Raw genomic sequence first — 16,904 nt, forward strand, 5'->3', positions numbered from 1 at the left:
TGCTGCCCGGCCTTCAGGTGGCGCGTCCGGAAAACAGGGATAATCGAACGGATTCGGGGCGGTTGCGCCCCTTCCCCCTGCTTCCGGAATGGTATGAGCGAGATTCGCAAGCTGCCCGCCTCGGCCGGCGCCCAATGGCTGCTGGACGCGTTTTCCCTGTATGCCCGCGCACCGATGCAACTGGCCGTGATCGGCGTGGTGTGGATGCTGACCACCTCGCTGATCCTGCTGCTGGCCCAGCTGCTGCCGGGTTGGCTGGGGCTGATGGTGCAGCTGCTGTCACTGGCGGTGGGCCCGCTGATGTTCGGCGGCATGCTGTGGGCCGTCAGCGAGATCGACCAGGGCCGTCCCGGCCTGCCGACCCACCTGCTGCAGCCCATCCGCGACCGTCGCGTCACCCACCTGCTGGTGCCGCTGGCGATCCAGCTGATCGCCATCATCGCGCTGGGCACGCTGCTGTTTGCGTTGATCGGCAGCGAAGGCTTCAGTGCCTTCAACGACCTGCTGCACCGTGCGCAGGAACTGCAGCAGTCCGGCAAGCAGCTCAGCAACGAAGAGACCCTGGCGCTGATGGCCAACGTGCCGGTCAAGCGCATCATGCTGTGGATCCTCATTGCCTTCGCCACCTTCGTGGCGCTGAGCATGGCCATGTTCGCGCAGCCGGCGCTGGTGGTGTTCGACCGTCAGAGCGGCATGCACGCGCTGCGCATGAGCCTGCAGGGCTGCATCGAGAACTTCCCGGCCATGGCCGTGTTCATGGTGCTGGGCCTGATCGCGGCGATGTGCATCTACTTCCTGGTGTTCGTGCTGATGCAGGTGGCCCTGCTGCTCGGCGGCATGGGAGCGGCCGCGTTCGTCATGCAGCTGTCGATGACCACCGTGATCATGCCGCTGTACGTCGGCGCGGTGTACGCCGCCTGGAAGCAGATGTTCGCGCACCGCGGTCGCACCCCGCCGCCGGTACCCGGCGGCCCCGGCAACGTGTTCGCCGCCTGATCGACCACAAAAAACCCCGGCATCTGCCGGGGTTTTTGTTCACGACGCCCGCCACCGATCACCCCGCCGGCTTCACCACCGACGACGGCACCAACCACCGCGCCGCGTGAATGCCCAGCTCGTACAGCACGCACATCGGGATCGCCAGCAGCAGCTGCGACACCACGTCAGGCGGCGTCAGCACCGCGGCCACCACGAAGATGCCCACCACCGCATAGCCGCGGCTTTCCTTGAACTGCTGCGGCGACACCCAGCCCAGCAGCACCAGGATCACCATCGCCACCGGCAGCTCGAAGCTGGTGCCGAAGGCGAAGAAGATCGCCAGCACGAAATCCAGGTAGGCGTTCGCATCCGGGGTGATCGCAATCACTTCGGGGCGGAAGGTGGTCAGGAAGTGGAAGACCGCCGGCAACACCAGGAAGTAGGCGAACGCGCACCCCAGGTAAAACAGCAGCACCGAAGACGCCAGCAGCGGCACCGCCAAGCGCTTTTCGCGCGCATACAGGCCGGGCGCCACGAACGACCACAGCTGGTACAGCAGCCACGGCACGGCCACGAACAGGGCCACGAAGAAGGTCAGCTTCAACGGCGCGAAGAAGGCGCCGGCCGGGTTGGTCGCAATCATCGTCTGCCCGTTGGGCAGCTGCGAGATCAGCGGCTCGGCCAGCCACGTATAGATCTTGCGCGAGAACGGCAGCAGCACCAGCAGCACCGCGAGCAGGCCAACGATCGCGCGCACCAGGCGCGCACGCAGCTCGATCAGGTGTTCCACCAGCGAGCTTTCCGGGTACTCGTGTTCACTCATCGCGGTGCCTGCTCGTCGCGCGGCAGCGGCGCGTCCTGTGCGGTGTCGGGGTGAGGCGCGCCGACCGGCGCCGTTTCGACAGGCGCCGCCACGCGGGGCGCGGTGCCATCGATGCCGGGCGGTGCCATCGCATCACGCACCGGCTCGGCCACGTCGACGGCATCGGCCGCCACCACGTGCTGGGCCACGCTCGCCGGGGAGCCGGGCGCGGGGCCGGTCATCACCGGTTCGTCAGCGGTGGCGGCCACGTCGTCGCCGTGTCGGGCCACGTCCTGGCGCATCTGCTCGGCTTCGCGGCGCACCGCTTCACCACTGGCGCGCAGCTGCGCCTCGGTGTCCTGCACGGAGGCCTGCACGTCGCGGAACTGCCGCTTGATTTCATCGGCGTGCAGTTCGCGCTCCAGTTCCTGCTTCACCGAATCCCATTGGGTCCGCGCACGGCGCACCCACAGCCCGGCAAAGCGCGCGGCCTTGGGCAGGCGCTCGGGACCGAGCACGACCAAAGCCACGACCGCGATGACCAGCAGTTCACTGAAACCGATATCGAACACGCCCGCCGGTCCCGATCAGCGCGGGTCGCGATCGTGCTCGGTCTGCGACGTCGTCGTCGAGTCCTGCGGGCGCGAGGCGTCGTTGAGCTGCGCCTTCGGCTTGTCCTCGTCGTGCATGCCCTTCTTGAATTCCTTGACGGCGCTGCCAAGGTCCTTGGCGCCGCTGGTCAACTTCTTGGTGCCGAACACCAGCAGAACGATGACCAGCACGACCAACCAATGCCAGATGCTGAAACTGCCCATGAGCCGCTCGCGTTACGTAGTGATCAGACGGTTGAGCATAGCGCACCGGGTGTTAGCCGGCGCGCGTGACGAAAGTCAGTTGCCGTCCAGCGATTCCGTGCGTACTTCACCTTCGCCAACGGCCTGGAAGCCCTGCTGCGGCGCGGGCTGGGCCGGGGCCGGCTGCAGCGGAGCGGTAGTGGCACCGGACGCCGGTGCCTGTTCAGCCACCGGCGCGGCGACCGGGGCCGCCTGGCGCGCAGCCGGGGCCGGGGCGCTGCCAGCGGTGCCACGCTTTTCGCGGGCGGTGTAGGTGGCTTCTTCCAGACGGTCGCGGAAGGCCACCACGTCGATCGACGGCGGCTCGCCCATACGGCCCTCGAACACCATCCGCGGCGTGGTGTTGCTGCCGTAGGCGTCCAGGTTGGCGGCATCGTCGATCTGCAGCACCGCGCCGTCCAGCGCGACGCCGGCAAACAGGCCGCGGGCACGCGACCACGACCAGATCTCGGCCTTCAGCTGGCCATCGGTGGCCGCCGCCGCGTTGCGCCCTACCGGGCCGGCTGCCACGCCGGCATCGGCGCCGAGGGTGAACTTGCCGTTGACGAGGTTGTCCAGGCTGCGGTCGTTGCGGAACACCAGCACCACGTCCGAGGACTGCACGCCGGCCTGGAAGCCGATGCTGCCGCCGGTGAGCTTCACGAACACCGGGTTGGACCAGCTGCCATCGGCATTCTTCACCGACATCAGGCCATGGCCCCGACGCCCGCCGATCACCAGACCGGCCTTGATCGTGTCGGGAATGACGACAATCGCGCGGCCTTCGTCCAGCAGCTTGTCGGGGATGCCCTGTTCGGGGATGTTCTGGATTTCATTGAGCACACGCACCGCATTGCGGGCGCGCTGGTCTTCCTGTGGTCCGGCCATCGCCTGGGTGGACAGCAACAGGCTGGCGGAGATCAGCAGTACAAGGCTGAGGCGGCGCATGGGTGGGCTCCAGAAGTCGATCACACAAGATAGCGGTAGGTAGGACCATTGGTCGATACGCTTTCCGACGTTAGAAGCCCTGCGATGAATCCGCAATGAGTGATGCCGTCTATTGATATGCCCAACGCATCACAACGATGGGTGGAATCCATCCCGCCAATCGCGCAGACCTGCGAGAATGGGCCCATGCTCGACGCACCCGACACCGCCGTGCTGGCGGTCAATCTAGGCACGCCCGAGACGCCAACCGCCCCGGCGGTGCGTCGCTACCTGGCTGAATTCCTCAGCGATCCGCGCGTGGTCGCGATCCCGCCGATTCTGTGGAAACCCTTGCTGTACGGGCTTATCCTGCCCCTGCGCAGCGGTCGCTCGGCGGCCAAGTACGCCCAGGTGTGGCTGCCCGACGGCTCCCCGCTGATGGTCTACACGCGCCAGTTGGCGCAGGCGATGCAGGCGTTGATGCCCAACGTGCGGGTGCGCCACGCGATGCGCTACGGCGCCCCGGCACTCACCGCCGAGCTGGACCGGCTGGCTGCCGAGGGCATGCGCCGGATCGTGGTGCTGCCGCTGTATCCGCAGTATTCCACCACCACCACCGCCTCCATTGAAGACCAGGTGCGCGCGTGGCAGCCGCGCCACCCTGCCGTCACCGTCACCCTGGTGCGCGATTACGCGGTGGACCCGGACTGGGTGGCGGCCGTGGCCGGCAGCATCCAGCAGGCCTGGCAGCAGCACGGTCGCGGCGAAAAGCTGGTGTTCTCTTTCCACGGCATCCCGCAACGCCTGGCCGACGCCGGCGATCCATACCCGCAGCGCTGCGAGGCCAGCGCCCGCGCCATCGCCGATGCGCTGGGGCTGCCCGACGACGCCTGGCAGCTGACGTACCAGTCCCGTTTCGGCCGCGAGAAGTGGCTGCAGCCCTATGCCGAACCCACGATGTGGGCCATGGCCGAAAGCGGCGTGCGCCGCATCGACGTGGTCTGCCCCGGGTTCGCCACCGACTGCCTGGAAACCCTGGAGGAAGTGGCACTGGGCTTCACCGAAACCCTCGCCGCGCGCGGCGCGCAGATGCGCTACATTCCCTGCCTCAATGCGGCGCCCGAACACGCCCTGGCGTTGTCGCGGCTGAGCATCGCCGCACTCGCATGACCTTGCAGCCCTTCACGCTGGAGGTGCAGGGCGTGCACGCCGCGGGACTGCGCGCGCCACAGCGCGAGGGCAGGCGGGTGCTGGCCCTGCACGGCTGGCTCGACAACGCGGCCAGCTTCGTGCCGCTGGCTGCCCAACTGCCGGCACTGGATCTGGTGGCCCTGGACCTGCCCGGCCACGGCCACAGCGCGCACCTGCCGCCGGGAACCCAATACAACACGCCCGGCGCGATCTGCCATGTGCTGGACGTCGCCGATGCGCTGGGCTGGGACCGTTTCACCCTGCTCGGCCATTCGATGGGCGCCGGCATCGCCAGCCTCACCGCCGCCGCCGCGCCGGAGCGGGTCGAGCGCCTGGTGGCGATCGAAGCGCTCGGTGGCCTGCGCGGTCCCGAAGATGAAACCGCGCAGCGTCTGCGCGACCACGTGCGCGCCGCCCGTGCGCTGCCGGGCAGGAACTTGCGGGTGTTTGCCGACCTGGCCGCGCCGATCCGCGCACGGATGATGGCCAACCAGCTCAGCGAGCCCTGCGCGCGGCTGCTGGTGGAGCGCGGGGTGAAAGCGGTCGAGGGCGGCTACAGCTGGTGCAGCGACCCGCGCCTGATGCTGCCCACCGCGTTGCGCCTCAGCGAAGCGCAGATCGACAACCTGCTGGCGGCCATTGAATGCCCCACCCAGGTGATCTACGCCACCCCCGCGCAGTCGTACTACCCCGAACCCCTGCGCAGCCAGCGCATCGGCCTGCTGCGCGATGGCCGGCTGTCCGTGTTTCCCGGCACCCATCACCTGCACATGGAGCATCCGCAGGTGGTTGCCGAGGTGATCACCGCCTTCCTCGCCGGCTGACAGCGCCGCCATGGGTCGCATGGTCCGCGGCGTGCCGCCGCCAGCACCTGCAGGCGGCCCTGCGGCATCCTGACGCACTCAACTTCCGCGCTGCCCGGCCGATACCCGTTAGGCAGCCCGGCACGTTCGGCCTGTGTCGCCGCTTGCTCCGCCGTCGCGAAGCCGCGCATCACTCCAAGGCTTCAGGGAAGGTCGTCGCAATGCCGTGTTGGCCGTGCCATCGCCCACAGGACCGGGCCATGCCGGCGGTGTTCCGCACCGTCGATGCGTCGCTATCAACCGCGCGCGGCATGCGGGCCTCTTCCCTCCTCGTCTTCCCCGCAGCGCCCACCGCATCGACGGTGACCGGCGCGCCATTGGCCTGTCCGCTTCCGCGCGCGACCGGCCGTCCCTGCTTCTGAATCCCGGAGTCCCCATGTCTGCCCTTCCGCTTGTTGCGCCGCGCCCACCCGACCCTTCCCGCGCGCCCCGTCCGCCCGCCCTGTTGCAGCGCCTGGACGGCACCGTCGCGGTGGCCGCTGCGCTGCTGCTGGCCGCTGGCTCCGGTACGGCGCTGTGGCAGCGGCAGTGGGGGGTGTCGTTGACCATTCTCGTGGCCGCTGTGCTGCTGGCGGTGCTGGCGCTGCGTACCCGCCGGCAGACCCAGCGCTGGCAGCGCGATCTGCAGCAGGCCGACGCCGCCGCGCGTGCCCTGGCCGAGCAGCAACAGCGGGCTGCCACCGTGCATACCGAGGACGCGCAGATCCACCGTGCACTGGATGTCTCGCGTACCGCGATGATGATCGCCGACAACGACCACGTGATCCGCTACGTGAACCGGTCGGTGGTGACGCTGTTGCGCAACCAGCAGGCCAGCCTGCGTGAGGCGTTCCCCGACTTCGACGTCGACACGCTGGTGGGCAGCAGCATCCACCGCTTCCACGTGAACCCCGATCGCATCCGCGCCATCCTCAACACGCTGCAGCAGGTGCACCACGGCCGTGTGCGGATCGGCCCGGTGCATTTCGCCCAGGTGGTGACGCCGGTGTTCGACGACCACGGCGAGCGTCTCGGCTTTGCCGTGGAGTGGCACGACCGCACCGCGGAACTGCAGCTGGAAACCGCCGTGGCCGACATCGTCGCGGCGGCCGCCAAGGGCGACCTGGACCGGCGCCTGCCGTCGGCCGAGGGCACGGCCAGCTTCCTCGACGGCCTCACCGGCGGCATCAACCAGTTGCTGCAGAGCGTGGGCGGCACCGTGGGCGAAGTGCGCCGTGTGCTGGCGGCGTTGGCCCGCGGTGACCTGGACCAGCGCATGCACGGCCAGTTCGAGGGCGCGTTCGCCGCCATGCAACGCGATGCCAATGCCACCGCCGAACAGCTCACCGCCATGGTGCAGCGTATCCAGCAGTGCACCGGCGCGATCGCGCAGGCCGCCGGCGAGATCGCCAGCGGCAACAGTGACCTGTCCGAGCGCACCGAGCGCCAGGCCGCGCACCTGGAAGAAACCGCCGCCTCGATGGAGGAGCTGACCTCCACCGTCCGCCAGAACGCCGAGCATGCGCGCCAGGCCAGCACGCTGGCCCAGGGCGCACAGGACGTTGCCGGCCGCGGCAGCGCGGTGGTTGGCCAGGTGGTCACCACGATGGAGGCCATCCAGACCGCGTCGCGGCGGATCGGCGACATCACCCGCGTCATCGACGGGATCGCGTTCCAGACCAATATCCTGGCGTTGAACGCGGCGGTGGAGGCAGCACGTGCAGGCGAGCAGGGCCGCGGATTCGCAGTGGTGGCCAGCGAAGTGCGCACCCTGGCGCAGCGCTCGGCCGAGGCGGCCAAGGAGATCAAGAGCCTGATCGATGCCTCCGTGGAGCAGGTGGCCGACGGCGCGCACCTGGCACAGGATGCCGGCAAGACCATGGCCGAGATCGTCGGCAGTGTGGCAGCGGTCAGCGGCATCATGGCCGAGATCTCGTCGGCATCGCAGGAACAGGCCAGCGGCATCGATCAGGTCAACCAGACGGTCGTGCAGATGGACGATGCCACCCAGCAGAACGCGGCATTGGTCGAAGAGGCCAGCGCCGCGGCACGCCTGTTGGAAGAACAGGCCGCCGAACTGAGCGAAGCGGTTGCGGTGTTCCGGCATGGACATACCACGCAGACAGCAGCGCCGGTACGGCGTGCAGTTGCCGCCGTGGCCTGAGCAGCTCATCCCGGTTGGCCCGCGCATGGCGCGGGCAGCAGGTGACACAACAAAACGGCGCCCGTGAGGGCGCCGTTTTTGTTTGGCTGTGACCCTGGGGGTAGAGCCGACCGTTGGTCGGCTGCCCTGTGACACCGTCGGGGGTAGAGCCGACCGTTGGTCGGCTCCACGGGTATTAAGGGCTCCACGCATGCCTTCCGGTGAGAGCCGCACGCCTTCGGAAGGGCCGAGCGCTGCTCGGCAGGGGACATTCCACGTACACCGCAACGCCATTGCCACGTGCAGCCGACCAACGGTCGGCTCTACCGGTAGGGCCGAGCGCTGCTCGGCAGGGGTATTCCACGTATATCGCAATGCCACTACGACGTGCAGCCGACCAACGGTCAGCTCTACCAGTAGGGCAGAGCGTTGCTCGGCAGGGGTATTCCACGTACACCGCAACGCCATTGCGACGTGCAGCCGACCAACGGTCGGCTCTACGCCGCGGGGTGCGGGGTGCGCGCATGGCGCGCGCCCGGAAACGCACAAAGAAAAAACCCCGTTGCGTGAGCAACGGGGTTTTTGGGTATAAACCCTGGCGATGACCTACTCTCGCATGGCTTGAGCCACACTACCATCGGCGCAGCTGCGTTTCACTTCCGAGTTCGGGATGGGATCGGGTGGTTCCACAGCGCTAATTTCACCAGGGAGGCTTTTGGAGTGTCGCCGCAGAGCGTGTCTTTGCAGGGAGCGGGCACGGGTGTGCCGGCTTTACAAAGAGACGCGCCTGAGCGCCTGCCTCTCGTTTGGTCTTGTGACGTAGCGTGCACTTGGGATCTATCGACATGTCATGTCGGCCAAGGCAACTTGAGGTTATATGGTCAAGCCACACGGATCATTAGTATCAGTTAGCTCAATACATTGCTGTACTTACACACCTGACCTATCAACCACATAGTCTATATGGTTCCTTCAGGGGGCTTGTGCCCCGGGAGATCTCATCTTGAGGCGCGCTTCCCGCTTAGATGCTTTCAGCGGTTATCGCTTCCGAACATAGCTACCCGGCAATGCCACTGGCGTGACAACCGGAACACCAGAGGTTCGTCCACTCCGGTCCTCTCGTACTAGGAGCAGCCCCTCTCAAATCTCCAACGCCCATGGCAGATAGGGACCGAACTGTCTCACGACGTTCTGAACCCAGCTCGCGTACCACTTTAAATGGCGAACAGCCATACCCTTGGGACCGACTACAGCCCCAGGATGTGATGAGCCGACATCGAGGTGCCAAACACCGCCGTCGATATGAACTCTTGGGCGGTATCAGCCTGTTATCCCCGGAGTACCTTTTATCCGTTGAGCGATGGCCCTTCCATACAGAACCACCGGATCACTAAGTCCTAGTTTCCTACCTGCTTGATCCGTCGATCTTGCAGTCAAGCACGCTTATGCCTTTGCACACAGTGCGCGATGTCCGACCGCGCTGAGCGTACCTTCGAGCTCCTCCGTTACTCTTTAGGAGGAGACCGCCCCAGTCAAACTACCCACCATACACGGTCCCCGATCCAGATTATGGACCCAGGTTAGAACGTCAAGCACGACAGGGTGGTATTTCAAGGATGGCTCCACTGCAGCTAGCGCCACAGTTTCATAGCCTCCCACCTATCCTACACAGACGAACTCAACGTTCAGTGTAAAGCTATAGTAAAGGTTCACGGGGTCTTTCCGTCTTGCCACGGGAACGCTGCATCTTCACAGCGATTTCAATTTCACTGAGTCTCGGGTGGAGACAGCGCCGCTGTCGTTACGCCATTCGTGCAGGTCGGAACTTACCCGACAAGGAATTTCGCTACCTTAGGACCGTTATAGTTACGGCCGCCGTTTACTGGGGCTTCGATCAAGAGCTTCGCCTTGCGGCTGACCCCATCAATTAACCTTCCAGCACCGGGCAGGCGTCACACCCTATACGTCCACTTTCGTGTTTGCAGAGTGCTGTGTTTTTGATAAACAGTCGCAGCGGCCTGGTTTCTGCGGCCCTCTTCAGCTATAGCTCGCATGAGCCACCAAAAAGGGCGCACCTTCTCCCGAAGTTACGGTGCCATGTTGCCTAGTTCCTTCACCCGAGTTCTCTCAAGCGCCTGAGAATTCTCATCCTACCCACCTGTGTCGGTTTACGGTACGGTCTGCGTAAGCTGAAGCTTAGGAGCTTTTCCTGGAAGCGTGGTATCAGTGACTTCGCCTTAAAGGCTCGTCTCGGTGCTCGGTCTTGAAGAATCCCGGATTTGCCAAAGATTCAAACCTACCTCCTTTCCCCCGGACAACCAACGCCGGGTACACCTAACCTTCTCCGTCCCTCCATCGCACTTACGCGAGGTGCAGGAATATTAACCTGCTTCCCATCGACTACGACTTTCGTCCTCGCCTTAGGGGCCGACTCACCCTGCGCCGATTAACGTTGCGCAAGGAAACCTTGGGCTTTCGGCGTGCGGGTTTTTCACCCGCATTATCGTTACTCATGTCAGCATTCGCACTTCCGATACCTCCAGCAGACTTCTCAATCCACCTTCAACGGCTTACGGAACGCTCCTCTACCGCGTACATATAAATATGCACACCCCAAGCTTCGGTTCACTGCTTAGCCCCGTTAAATCTTCCCCGCAGACCGACTCGACCAGTGAGCTATTACGCTTTCTTTAAAGGGTGGCTGCTTCTAAGCCAACCTCCTGGCTGTCTGTGCCTTTCCACATGGTTTTCCACTTAGCAGTGAATTTGGGACCTTAGCTGTGGGTCTGGGTTGTTTCCCTTTTCACGACGGACGTTAGCACCCGCCGTGTGTCTCCCATACAGTCCGTCTCGGTATTCGGAGTTTGCAATGGTTTGGTAAGTCGCGATGACCCCCTAGCCATAACAGTGCTCTACCCCCGAGAGGATACATATGAGGCGCTACCTAAATAGCTTTCGAGGAGAACCAGCTATCTCCGGGTTCGATTAGCTTTTCACTCCTAATCACAGCTCATCCCCGTCTTTTGCAACAGACGTGGGTTCGGGCCTCCAGTACCTGTTACGGCACCTTCACCCTGGCCATGACTAGATCACCCGGTTTCGGGTCTACTGCCCGCGACTATGCGCCCTTATCAGACTCGGTTTCCCTTCGCCTCCCCTATACGGTTAAGCTTGCCACGAACAGTAAGTCGCTGACCCATTATACAAAAGGTACGCAGTCACTCTTTCGAGCTCCTACTGCTTGTACGCACACGGTTTCAGGATCTATTTCACTCCCCTCTCCGGGGTTCTTTTCGCCTTTCCCTCACGGTACTGGTTCACTATCGGTCGGTCAGTAGTATTTAGCCTTGGAGGATGGTCCCCCCATGTTCAGACAGGGTTTCACGTGCCCCGCCCTACTCGTCTTCACTGGAGTGGCCCTTTTAAATACAGGGCTATCACCTTCTATGGCCAGCCGTTCCAGGCTGTTTTTCTAGAACCATTCCAGCTTAAGGGCTAGTCCCCGTTCGCTCGTCGCTACTCAGGGAATCTCGGTTGATTTCTTTTCCTCTGGTTACTTAGATATTTCAGTTCACCAGGTTCGCTTCCAGCAGCTATGTATTCACTGCAGGATACCCGCAAGCGGGTGGGTTTCCCCATTCGGACATTACCGGATCAAAGCTTGTTGCCAGCTCCCCGATACTTTTCGCAGGCTGCCACGTCCTTCATCGCCTCTGACCGCCAAGGCATCCACCGTGTGCGCTTATTCGCTTGACCATATAACCGCAAGTTGCCTTGGGTTACATATATGACCTGGGGGTACAAAGCCCAGATACGAAATATAACGACTCAATTAATAAGAAGACATTTAAGTCTTCCGCCTTAGCCTCACGACACGTCAAGATAGAATCTCAAACGCTCGCTACGTCACAAGTTTTAAAAGAACACGTACCGGCCACAATGCCGATGCGTAATAAATTCTTTGTATGCGCTAGTCATTCAGAGTGGTGGGTCTGGGTAGACTCGAACTACCGACCTCACCCTTATCAGGGGTGCGCTCTAACCACCTGAGCTACAGACCCAATGTCCGTTTAGCTCATTGCCGAACACACCGATAAACGTGTGACGTGTGGTGGAGCCTGTCGGGATCGAACCGACGACCCCCTGCTTGCAAAGCAGGTGCTCTCCCAGCTGAGCTAAGGCCCCATATACGGGACTATCCACGTCGGCCAGGCCGACGTGAAACTCTGAATGCAGGTTACTTGTGAAGACGCCCGACAGGACGATGCTGTCTTTGCTCAAAAGGAGGTGATCCAGCCGCACCTTCCGATACGGCTACCTTGTTACGACTTCACCCCAGTCATCGGCCACACCGTGGCAAGCGCCCTCCCGAAGGTTAAGCTACCTGCTTCTGGTGCAACAAACTCCCATGGTGTGACGGGCGGTGTGTACAAGGCCCGGGAACGTATTCACCGCAGCAATGCTGATCTGCGATTACTAGCGATTCCGACTTCATGGAGTCGAGTTGCAGACTCCAATCCGGACTGAGATAGGGTTTCTGGGATTGGCTTGCCCTCGCGGGTTTGCAGCCCTCTGTCCCTACCATTGTAGTACGTGTGTAGCCCTGGTCGTAAGGGCCATGATGACTTGACGTCATCCCCACCTTCCTCCGGTTTGTCACCGGCGGTCTCCTTAGAGTTCCCACCATTACGTGCTGGCAACTAAGGACAAGGGTTGCGCTCGTTGCGGGACTTAACCCAACATCTCACGACACGAGCTGACGACAGCCATGCAGCACCTGTGTTCGAGTTCCCGAAGGCACCAATCCATCTCTGGAAAGTTCTCGACATGTCAAGACCAGGTAAGGTTCTTCGCGTTGCATCGAATTAAACCACATACTCCACCGCTTGTGCGGGCCCCCGTCAATTCCTTTGAGTTTCAGTCTTGCGACCGTACTCCCCAGGCGGCGAACTTAACGCGTTAGCTTCGATACTGCGTGCCAAATTGCACCCAACATCCAGTTCGCATCGTTTAGGGCGTGGACTACCAGGGTATCTAATCCTGTTTGCTCCCCACGCTTTCGTGCCTCAGTGTCAGTGTTGGTCCAGGTAGCTGCCTTCGCCATGGATGTTCCTCCCGATCTCTACGCATTTCACTGCTACACCGGGAATTCCACTACCCTCTACCACACTCTAGTCGCCCAGTATCCACTGCAATTCCCAGGTTGAGCCCAGGGCTTTCACAACAGACTTAAACAACCACCTACGCACGCTTTACGCCCAGTAATTCCGAGTAACGCTTGCACCCTTCGTATTACCGCGGCTGCTGGCACGAAGTTAGCCGGTGCTTATTCTTTGGGTACCGTCAGAACAACCGAGTATTAATCGACTGCTTTTCTTTCCCAACAAAAGGGCTTTACAACCCGAAGGCCTTCTTCACCCACGCGGTATGGCTGGATCAGGCTTGCGCCCATTGTCCAATATTCCCCACTGCTGCCTCCCGTAGGAGTCTGGACCGTGTCTCAGTTCCAGTGTGGCTGATCATCCTCTCAGACCAGCTACGGATCGTCGCCTTGGTGGGCCTTTACCCCGCCAACTAGCTAATCCGACATCGGCTCATCTATCCGCGCAAGGCCCGAAGGTCCCCTGCTTTCACCCGAAGGTCGTATGCGGTATTAGCGTAAGTTTCCCTACGTTATCCCCCACGAAAAGGTAGATTCCGATGTATTCCTCACCCGTCCGCCACTCGCCACCCATAAGAGCAAGCTCTTACTGTGCTGCCGTTCGACTTGCATGTGTTAGGCCTACCGCCAGCGTTCACTCTGAGCCAGGATCAAACTCTTCACTTAAAAACGCATAGTCCGAAGACTAAAAATTTAAAGCTGCAGATGCTTGACCGCTGGCAACGTTTCGCTTGCTTTAAAACAATTGATATGTTGCTTGATCAAACGTCTGCAAGATGGACATACATCCTTCCTGCAGGCGCCTTCACAAGATACCTGCGCATACTGTCAAAGAACTTTGGAATCGGCCTCAGCGCCTTCTTCCGTTTGCCCCGACGTTTCCGTCGTTGCGAGCCGCCCATTGTAGACCGGCTTATCTACTTCGTCAACACCTTTTTTCAAGGCCGTTTCACCGAAGCGAAACGTTGTTGCCGATGCCGCTTCGTCGTTTGCCTCGAGAGGCTTTCGTCGTTGCGAGCCGCCTATTATGTCAGGCTTTTCGAATCTGTCAACAACTTGTTTGATGAACTTGACGTTCTTCTTGAAGTTGTCGGTGTAAGTCCATGAAAAATCATGTGCTTACATAAAAAGGAAAACCCCGTTGCGTGAGCAACGGGGTTTTCGGGGTATAAACCCTGGCGATGACCTACTCTCGCATGGCTTGAGCCACACTACCATCGGCGCAGCTGCGTTTCACTTCCGAGTTCGGGATGGGATCGGGTGGTTCCACAGCGCTAATTTCACCAGGGAGGCTTTTGGAGTGTCGCCGCAGAGCGTGTCTTTGCAGGGAGCGGGCACGGGTGTGCCGGCTTTACAAAGAGACGCGCCTGAGCGCCTGCCTCTCGTTTGGTCTTGTGACGTAGCGTGCACTTGGGATCTATCGACATGTCATGTCGGCCAAGGCAACTTGAGGTTATATGGTCAAGCCACACGGATCATTAGTATCAGTTAGCTCAATACATTGCTGTACTTACACACCTGACCTATCAACCACATAGTCTATATGGTTCCTTCAGGGGGCTTGTGCCCCGGGAGATCTCATCTTGAGGCGCGCTTCCCGCTTAGATGCTTTCAGCGGTTATCGCTTCCGAACATAGCTACCCGGCAATGCCACTGGCGTGACAACCGGAACACCAGAGGTTCGTCCACTCCGGTCCTCTCGTACTAGGAGCAGCCCCTCTCAAATCTCCAACGCCCATGGCAGATAGGGACCGAACTGTCTCACGACGTTCTGAACCCAGCTCGCGTACCACTTTAAATGGCGAACAGCCATACCCTTGGGACCGACTACAGCCCCAGGATGTGATGAGCCGACATCGAGGTGCCAAACACCGCCGTCGATATGAACTCTTGGGCGGTATCAGCCTGTTATCCCCGGAGTACCTTTTATCCGTTGAGCGATGGCCCTTCCATACAGAACCACCGGATCACTAAGTCCTAGTTTCCTACCTGCTTGATCCGTCGATCTTGCAGTCAAGCACGCTTATGCCTTTGCACACAGTGCGCGATGTCCGACCGCGCTGAGCGTACCTTCGAGCTCCTCCGTTACTCTTTAGGAGGAGACCGCCCCAGTCAAACTACCCACCATACACGGTCCCCGATCCAGATTATGGACCCAGGTTAGAACGTCAAGCACGACAGGGTGGTATTTCAAGGATGGCTCCACTGCAGCTAGCGCCACAGTTTCATAGCCTCCCACCTATCCTACACAGACGAACTCAACGTTCAGTGTAAAGCTATAGTAAAGGTTCACGGGGTCTTTCCGTCTTGCCACGGGAACGCTGCATCTTCACAGCGATTTCAATTTCACTGAGTCTCGGGTGGAGACAGCGCCGCTGTCGTTACGCCATTCGTGCAGGTCGGAACTTACCCGACAAGGAATTTCGCTACCTTAGGACCGTTATAGTTACGGCCGCCGTTTACTGGGGCTTCGATCAAGAGCTTCGCCTTGCGGCTGACCCCATCAATTAACCTTCCAGCACCGGGCAGGCGTCACACCCTATACGTCCACTTTCGTGTTTGCAGAGTGCTGTGTTTTTGATAAACAGTCGCAGCGGCCTGGTTTCTGCGGCCCTCTTCAGCTATAGCTCGCATGAGCCACCAAAAAGGGCGCACCTTCTCCCGAAGTTACGGTGCCATGTTGCCTAGTTCCTTCACCCGAGTTCTCTCAAGCGCCTGAGAATTCTCATCCTACCCACCTGTGTCGGTTTACGGTACGGTCTGCGTAAGCTGAAGCTTAGGAGCTTTTCCTGGAAGCGTGGTATCAGTGACTTCGCCTTAAAGGCTCGTCTCGGTGCTCGGTCTTGAAGAATCCCGGATTTGCCAAAGATTCAAACCTACCTCCTTTCCCCCGGACAACCAACGCCGGGTACACCTAACCTTCTCCGTCCCTCCATCGCACTTACGCGAGGTGCAGGAATATTAACCTGCTTCCCATCGACTACGACTTTCGTCCTCGCCTTAGGGGCCGACTCACCCTGCGCCGATTAACGTTGCGCAAGGAAACCTTGGGCTTTCGGCGTGCGGGTTTTTCACCCGCATTATCGTTACTCATGTCAGCATTCGCACTTCCGATACCTCCAGCAGACTTCTCAATCCACCTTCAACGGCTTACGGAACGCTCCTCTACCGCGTACATATAAATATGCACACCCCAAGCTTCGGTTCACTGCTTAGCCCCGTTAAATCTTCCCCGCAGACCGACTCGACCAGTGAGCTATTACGCTTTCTTTAAAGGGTGGCTGCTTCTAAGCCAACCTCCTGGCTGTCTGTGCCTTTCCACATGGTTTTCCACTTAGCAGTGAATTTGGGACCTTAGCTGTGGGTCTGGGTTGTTTCCCTTTTCACGACGGACGTTAGCACCCGCCGTGTGTCTCCCATACAGTCCGTCTCGGTATTCGGAGTTTGCAATGGTTTGGTAAGTCGCGATGACCCCCTAGCCATAACAGTGCTCTACCCCCGAGAGGATACATATGAGGCGCTACCTAAATAGCTTTCGAGGAGAACCAGCTATCTCCGGGTTCGATTAGCTTTTCACTCCTAATCACAGCTCATCCCCGTCTTTTGCAACAGACGTGGGTTCGGGCCTCCAGTACCTGTTACGGCACCTTCACCCTGGCCATGACTAGATCACCCGGTTTCGGGTCTACTGCCCGCGACTATGCGCCCTTATCAGACTCGGTTTCCCTTCGCCTCCCCTATACGGTTAAGCTTGCCACGAACAGTAAGTCGCTGACCCATTATACAAAAGGTACGCAGTCACTCTTTCGAGCTCCTACTGCTTGTACGCACACGGTTTCAGGATCTATTTCACTCCCCTCTCCGGGGTTCTTTTCGCCTTTCCCTCACGGTACTGGTTCACTATCGGTCGGTCAGTAGTATTTAGCCTTGGAGGATGGTCCCCCCATGTTCAGACAGGGTTTCACGTGCCCCGCCCTACTCGTCTTCACTGGAGTGGCCCTTTTAAATACAGGGCTATCACCTTCTA

9 protein-coding genes, 2 tRNA genes and 5 rRNA genes (1 of these 16 only partly in view) are annotated in these 16,904 nt (G+C 60.8%); 5 read left to right on the forward strand and 11 right to left on the reverse strand.

What is annotated here, in order from left to right; all coding sequences use genetic code 11:
* The first annotated feature begins 93 nt into the window (after positions 1 to 93).
* Positions 94 to 996, forward strand: coding sequence for a BPSS1780 family membrane protein (locus ACZ0AE_RS19930; RefSeq protein ID WP_038685421.1), 903 nt, complete (start codon positions 94 to 96; stop codon positions 994 to 996).
* A 58-nt stretch (positions 997 to 1,054) separates the two neighbouring features.
* Here the strand turns inward: ACZ0AE_RS19930 and tatC are convergent, their stop codons facing one another.
* The 4 genes from tatC to ACZ0AE_RS19950 all read right to left on the reverse strand — a co-directional run bounded on the left by tatC (position 1,055) and on the right by ACZ0AE_RS19950 (position 3,561).
* Complete coding sequence (tatC, locus tag ACZ0AE_RS19935) at positions 1,055 to 1,801, reverse strand: twin-arginine translocase subunit TatC (RefSeq protein ID WP_038685419.1); 747 nt, start codon at positions 1,799 to 1,801, stop codon at positions 1,055 to 1,057.
* Positions 1,798 to 2,352, reverse strand: coding sequence for a Sec-independent protein translocase protein TatB (gene tatB / locus ACZ0AE_RS19940; RefSeq protein ID WP_463601982.1), 555 nt, complete (start codon positions 2,350 to 2,352; stop codon positions 1,798 to 1,800). Before tatB ends, tatC begins: the two co-directional genes overlap by 4 nt.
* A gap of 15 nt (positions 2,353 to 2,367) precedes the next feature.
* Positions 2,368 to 2,595, reverse strand: a complete 228-nt coding sequence (gene tatA / locus ACZ0AE_RS19945) for a Sec-independent protein translocase subunit TatA (RefSeq protein ID WP_038685414.1) — start codon at positions 2,593 to 2,595, stop codon at positions 2,368 to 2,370.
* Positions 2,596 to 2,670: 75 nt separating this feature from the next.
* Positions 2,671 to 3,561: a lipid-binding SYLF domain-containing protein gene (locus ACZ0AE_RS19950; protein WP_038685413.1), complete on the reverse strand. Its 891-nt coding sequence runs from the start codon at positions 3,559 to 3,561 to the stop codon at positions 2,671 to 2,673.
* 186 nt (positions 3,562 to 3,747) lie between these two features.
* Between ACZ0AE_RS19950 and hemH the strand changes: the two genes are divergently transcribed.
* From hemH to ACZ0AE_RS19965, 3 genes are all read left to right on the forward strand, one after another.
* A complete protein-coding gene (hemH, locus tag ACZ0AE_RS19955; protein ID WP_428711170.1) occupies positions 3,748 to 4,710 on the forward strand; it encodes a ferrochelatase in 963 nt (320 codons plus the stop codon).
* Positions 4,707 to 5,555, forward strand: a complete 849-nt coding sequence (locus tag ACZ0AE_RS19960) for an alpha/beta fold hydrolase (RefSeq protein WP_463601983.1) — start codon at positions 4,707 to 4,709, stop codon at positions 5,553 to 5,555. Before hemH ends, ACZ0AE_RS19960 begins: the two co-directional genes overlap by 4 nt.
* 415 nt (positions 5,556 to 5,970) lie before the next feature.
* Positions 5,971 to 7,737 carry a methyl-accepting chemotaxis protein gene (locus ACZ0AE_RS19965; protein WP_463601984.1) on the forward strand — a complete coding sequence of 589 codons (1,767 nt, stop codon included), beginning with the start codon at positions 5,971 to 5,973 and terminating at the stop codon, positions 7,735 to 7,737.
* A gap of 572 nt (positions 7,738 to 8,309) precedes the next feature.
* Here ACZ0AE_RS19965 and rrf (ACZ0AE_RS19970) read toward each other — a convergent pair.
* From rrf (ACZ0AE_RS19970) to ACZ0AE_RS19990, 5 genes are all read right to left on the reverse strand, one after another.
* Positions 8,310 to 8,424, reverse strand: a 5S ribosomal RNA gene (rrf, locus tag ACZ0AE_RS19970).
* A gap of 169 nt (positions 8,425 to 8,593) precedes the next feature.
* A 23S ribosomal RNA gene (locus tag ACZ0AE_RS19975) occupies positions 8,594 to 11,472 on the reverse strand.
* A gap of 228 nt (positions 11,473 to 11,700) precedes the next feature.
* Positions 11,701 to 11,777: transfer RNA gene (locus tag ACZ0AE_RS19980), tRNA-Ile, on the reverse strand.
* 48 nt (positions 11,778 to 11,825) lie between these two features.
* Positions 11,826 to 11,901, reverse strand: a tRNA-Ala gene (locus ACZ0AE_RS19985).
* 95 nt (positions 11,902 to 11,996) lie between these two features.
* A 16S ribosomal RNA gene (locus ACZ0AE_RS19990) occupies positions 11,997 to 13,543 on the reverse strand.
* A 39-nt stretch (positions 13,544 to 13,582) separates the two neighbouring features.
* Between ACZ0AE_RS19990 and ACZ0AE_RS19995 the strand changes: the two genes are divergently transcribed.
* The gene (locus ACZ0AE_RS19995) at positions 13,583 to 13,984 is read left to right on the forward strand and encodes a hypothetical protein (protein WP_463601985.1); all 402 of its coding nucleotides are present in this window, start codon (positions 13,583 to 13,585) and stop codon (positions 13,982 to 13,984) included.
* A gap of 66 nt (positions 13,985 to 14,050) precedes the next feature.
* Here the strand turns inward: ACZ0AE_RS19995 and rrf (ACZ0AE_RS20000) are convergent.
* Both rrf (ACZ0AE_RS20000) and ACZ0AE_RS20005 read right to left on the reverse strand, forming a co-directional pair.
* A 5S ribosomal RNA gene (gene rrf, locus ACZ0AE_RS20000) occupies positions 14,051 to 14,165 on the reverse strand.
* Between the two features lie 169 nt (positions 14,166 to 14,334).
* A 23S ribosomal RNA gene (locus ACZ0AE_RS20005) occupies positions 14,335 to 16,904 on the reverse strand; it runs 309 nt beyond the window's last position.
* Together the 16S, 23S and 5S rRNA genes with 2 tRNA genes alongside form the textbook arrangement of a ribosomal RNA operon.

Source organism: Stenotrophomonas sp. AC248 (genome assembly GCF_979258185.1).

What these genes read in the sequence shown, in the direction of transcription:
- ACZ0AE_RS19930 (WP_038685421.1), top strand. Translation starts at nt 94, where the DNA reads ATGAGCGAGATTCGCAAGCTGCCCGCCTCGGCCGGCGCCCAATGGCTG.
- tatC (WP_038685419.1), bottom strand. Translation starts at nt 1,801, where the DNA reads ATGAGTGAACACGAGTACCCGGAAAGCTCGCTGGTGGAACACCTGATC.
- tatA (WP_038685414.1), bottom strand. Translation starts at nt 2,595, where the DNA reads ATGGGCAGTTTCAGCATCTGGCATTGGTTGGTCGTGCTGGTCATCGTT.
- ACZ0AE_RS19950 (WP_038685413.1), bottom strand. Translation starts at nt 3,561, where the DNA reads ATGCGCCGCCTCAGCCTTGTACTGCTGATCTCCGCCAGCCTGTTGCTG.
- hemH (WP_428711170.1), top strand. Translation starts at nt 3,748, where the DNA reads ATGCTCGACGCACCCGACACCGCCGTGCTGGCGGTCAATCTAGGCACG.
- ACZ0AE_RS19960 (WP_463601983.1), top strand. Translation starts at nt 4,707, where the DNA reads ATGACCTTGCAGCCCTTCACGCTGGAGGTGCAGGGCGTGCACGCCGCG.
- ACZ0AE_RS19965 (WP_463601984.1), top strand. Translation starts at nt 5,971, where the DNA reads ATGTCTGCCCTTCCGCTTGTTGCGCCGCGCCCACCCGACCCTTCCCGC.
- ACZ0AE_RS19995 (WP_463601985.1), top strand. Translation starts at nt 13,583, where the DNA reads ATGCTTGACCGCTGGCAACGTTTCGCTTGCTTTAAAACAATTGATATG.